At 42.7% G+C, this 3,848-nt stretch carries 3 protein-coding genes; 2 read left to right on the top strand and 1 reads right to left on the bottom strand.

Annotation, left to right across the window (positions count from 1 at the left end; all coding sequences use genetic code 11):
* Positions 1-85: 85 nt before the first annotated feature.
* On the top strand, positions 86-1,177 hold the full coding sequence (gene nadA, locus ACWVCM_RS00400; protein WP_455199713.1) for a quinolinate synthase NadA: 1,092 nt from the start codon (positions 86-88) through the stop codon (positions 1,175-1,177).
* Positions 1,178-1,374: 197 nt separating this feature from the next.
* Here nadA and ACWVCM_RS00395 read toward each other — a convergent pair whose 3' ends face one another.
* Positions 1,375-2,433 carry a hypothetical protein gene (locus tag ACWVCM_RS00395; protein ID WP_455199712.1) on the bottom strand — a complete coding sequence of 353 codons (1,059 nt, stop codon included), beginning with the start codon at positions 2,431-2,433 and terminating at the stop codon, positions 1,375-1,377.
* Positions 2,434-2,963: 530 nt separating this feature from the next.
* Here ACWVCM_RS00395 and ACWVCM_RS00390 point away from each other — a divergent pair.
* A complete protein-coding gene (locus tag ACWVCM_RS00390) occupies positions 2,964-3,782 on the top strand; it encodes an alpha/beta hydrolase (protein ID WP_455199711.1) in 819 nt (272 codons plus the stop codon).
* The last annotated feature ends 66 nt before the right edge of the window (positions 3,783-3,848 follow it).

The raw sequence follows: 3,848 nt of genomic DNA, 5'->3' as shown, positions 1-3,848 counted from the left end.
ATGGCATCAAAATGGTCCAAAGCTATTCAAAACCACAGTTAAATTTGGCAGAATTTGAACATACTTAAAACGACAGGTCGGGACGATGAATAGAGCAGTAGATGTACCATTAAAACTAAAAGATTCCATTATAGAACTGGCGGAACACGCGCCCCGTCCTGCGCCTCCAACAGGCGATCCTGAAAAACTTGTTAGTCATATCAAAGCCTTAGTCAAGCAGCAGAATGCTGTTGTCATTGCACACTACTATACTGACGAGCCTTTGCAGGTTTTGGCAGAAGAAACGGGTGGCCATGTAGCGGATTCCCTGAGTATGGCTGACTTCGGTAATCGGCATTCTGCTACGACGCTGGTGATTGTTGGTGTTAAATTCATGGGAGAAACAGCCAAAATTCTCAATCCAGAGAAGCGCGTATTAATGCCCGATTTGGACGCAACATGTTCCCTGGATCTGGCCTGTCCGGCGGATGAATTCAGTGCGTTTTGTGATGAACACCCCGATCGAAAAGTGGTTGTATACGCGAATACCAGCGCCGCTGTTAAGGCACGGGCGGACTGGGTAGTTACTTCATCGAACGCTGTCGACATTGTGAATCATTTAAAGGAACAGGGTGAAAAAATTATCTGGGCTCCAGACAAACATTTAGGTCGTTATGTACAGCAACAAACCGGCGCTGACATGATTAACTGGCAGGGATATTGTGTCGTACATGATGAATTCCGGGCGCAGGAACTCAAAGAACTTAAAATGCAAAACCCTTGTGCGCAAGTATTGGTACACCCCGAATCCCCGGAGGATGTTATCGAGTTAGCCGATGTGGTCGGATCAACAACGAAATTGATCAACGCAGCACGTGATTCAAAAGCAAATACACTGATTGTCGCAACGGACTATGGAATCTTCCACAAAATGAAACAGGCAGCACCGGGTAAAAAGCTGCTGGTCGCGCCCACGGGCGGCGTTAGTCCCACCTGTACCATGTGTGCCCATTGCCCCTGGATGGCAATGAACAGCCTGGAGAAACTGGCGCATGTACTGGAGACCGGTAGTAACGAAATTCATATAGAAGAATCGATCCGTCGTAAAGCTGTAATGCCCATTCAGCGCATGCTTGATTTTTCCATTCAGCAACAATCCACTAAAACTGCCAGAAATAAACAGGCGGTTCCCGCGTAAATTCATCCAGAGACCAATACTCAGGATCGCGCTACATTTGCGCTATGCGGCTGTAGTTCGGTGCTTTGTCAATTAATCAGCGACAGGAGTGGTAAAAAAAACCAGGGTGAGTCCGCAGAGATAAAGGAAGGGATACGAACCCACGCCTGGTTGAGATGTAATTGCAACACTGCAACTACTGCTACGGGGAGACAGAATTAGCTGGCCAGGGCAATTTCATAATCCAGATCATCGTTTTGTGCCCAGAATTCTACGAGATCCTCAATACCTTCTTCCACTTGTTCCACGTAATTATTAATCGGAGGTGAAACATATGGAATAGTCCTGACATGGTTATAAGCTGTGCTAAAACTTTGTTCGATCGTCTTAATTTGACGTTTACCCACTAAGCCAAGCTCAGCGTTCGCTTCGGGAATGAGATAATTGTAATGGCGTTCAAAATGTAGAATCTGCTCTTTATGGCGATTGTACATGGCGTACAATTTCCGGCACTGTTCACGATTAATATTTTCTGCGCTCACAGTGTTGTCATACAGGCCGAAAATTTCGCTTTCAAAATATCGGCGTTTAATACTTGCTTCGTTAGGCAGGGTTTCACTGGAAAAACAGTAGCGAATATTAAACCAGACTTCTGACCGATCGTCGTCCACAAGCGCATTGGCAAGCGGCAGGTTTATTGGGGTGCCATCTGTATCAACACCAATAATATGCTGGGCTGCCAACGAAACCAGCACCGCGCGTTCCCTGCTATTGCGAGACAGTAGATGTGAATTGGTTTTCAATATGTCAAAACCAAATGCAGTTAGCCAGTTGTCGACAATCCTTTCGTAATGTTTTGTGATCGCATAAGCGATAGCAAATCCTTTCTCTTTATTTTTTAAAACGAACTCATTTGTACGGTTAAATTGCGGGAAATCCTGATAACGATGATCAGCTTGACGCGCTGTTAAGATGTTCTGTACAACAACCTTGAGTGAATTTAAATCAGATCCGTTAAATTCACTGAATGAACTGCGGATGAGTCCAATATAATATCGTTCAGCAACCAGCGCTTCGGCGCTAAGTTTCTTCCCATCAACGTCAAAACCTAAAGCTTCGAGAACGCGATGAAGGGTGTAATTATCCTGTAAATTGAAATTGAATCCGATAGATGCAATACCGGAGGGCAAAATATGTAAATTGTGTTGAAAAAATCTTGTACTAAATAAAAGTTTGTCAACTAAAGCTTCATACTCTTTTACATAATGCAACTTCATAGATTACCTCGAGTTAACTTCGCTAGCACTATTATTAGCTTGTCTTACATACCAAAGGCCACAGCCTGGTATGATTACGTCCTAAAAATGTATTGGAATGTTCCTGGGCACTTACAGTGAGGAGCTTGAATTGAGCTGATGGAGGGTACTGCCTACTTCAATACAACTTAAGCCGTTACTGCATGGCTGTTTAGCGTTACTTCCTGATCGCGTTTTAGATAATCTATCATTATCAGATAAAGAATGTCAACAATATAAATATAGGATATATACAATAATAGAGCTTAAAAAACAACAGGATAGGCAGGTTTCGAGAAATTTGTGCAATCGTTTTTTTTCGCACACGCTCTGAATTACAGCGAACTTCCAGCAAATCAGTACATGCCAGTGCACCTTGTGGGGCAAATTACCTGTAAATCAGGAAATTGCCTGTTTTAGGGAAGTTTTTATAAACAGAATAACAGCGTGCAATTATACTCAGGGCAATTCGTAGACGAAGTTTCATAATCTAAAAAAATGTGAGAGCTGTTATGTTGGGTGCGCTAACTACGTTGATATTAATGGTAGCTGTCTTTAGCGGTTTTATGTATGTGAATCAGCCAGGCATGATTTTTTATCCCATTAAAGAACTACGTGACGCACCGAGTAACTGGGGAATGCAATATGACGAAGTAGTGTTAAACACTGCAGATGAAATTCAGTTGCATGGCTGGTTTATACCGAAGCAGGATGCAACAAAAACCGTTTTATTTTTTCACGGCAACGCTGGGAATATTTCCCACCGAGGGGAATCAATCAGGATTTTCCACGAGCTTGGTTTAAATGTATTTATTTTTGATTATCGTGGTTATGGGCAAAGTACCGGAAAACCAGGGGAGGAAGGTTTGTATGAGGACGCGCGCGCGGCATGGCGTTATTTATCAGAAACTAAAGGTATAAAAAGCGATAGTATTATTTTATTTGGACGATCATTAGGTGGTGCTGTTGCCGCGAAGCTGGGTACTGAGGTAGATGCCGGTCAGGTGATTTTAGAATCCACATTTAGTTCAGCCAGGGATATGGCGCGCGAATTATTTCCGTTGTTATCTTATGTAATCTATGTGAGATTTAAGTTTAATACCGCTGAATATGTTAAGGGGATTGCTTATCCGGTACTGGTGATTCATAGTCCAGAAGATGAAATTATTCCATATTCATTAGGGCGAAAAGTGTATGAATCGGCTAATCAACCGAAACAACTGCTGGAGATACATGGCGACCATAATTCGGGCTTTTGGCAGAGTAAACTTCAGTATGAAAAGAAGATAGATGAATTTCTTTCAGGTTATGACCCCAGAAAACCTTTCTGATTTCCAACGGTAAGCGCAGGCTTTGTCTTAATATCCTTCCACTATATAATCGATACTAATCTGCAT

The organism is Kaarinaea lacus (assembly GCF_975902315.1).
The sequence above is the reverse complement of the archived record's forward strand: the minus strand, read 5'-3'. Positions and strand labels throughout refer to the sequence as shown.

Coding starts and splice junctions, on each gene's coding strand:
- nadA (WP_455199713.1), top strand. CDS start 86: ATGAATAGAGCAGTAGATGTACCATTAAAACTAAAAGATTCCATTATA.
- ACWVCM_RS00395 (WP_455199712.1), bottom strand. CDS start 2,433: ATGAAGTTGCATTATGTAAAAGAGTATGAAGCTTTAGTTGACAAACTT.
- ACWVCM_RS00390 (WP_455199711.1), top strand. CDS start 2,964: ATGTTGGGTGCGCTAACTACGTTGATATTAATGGTAGCTGTCTTTAGC.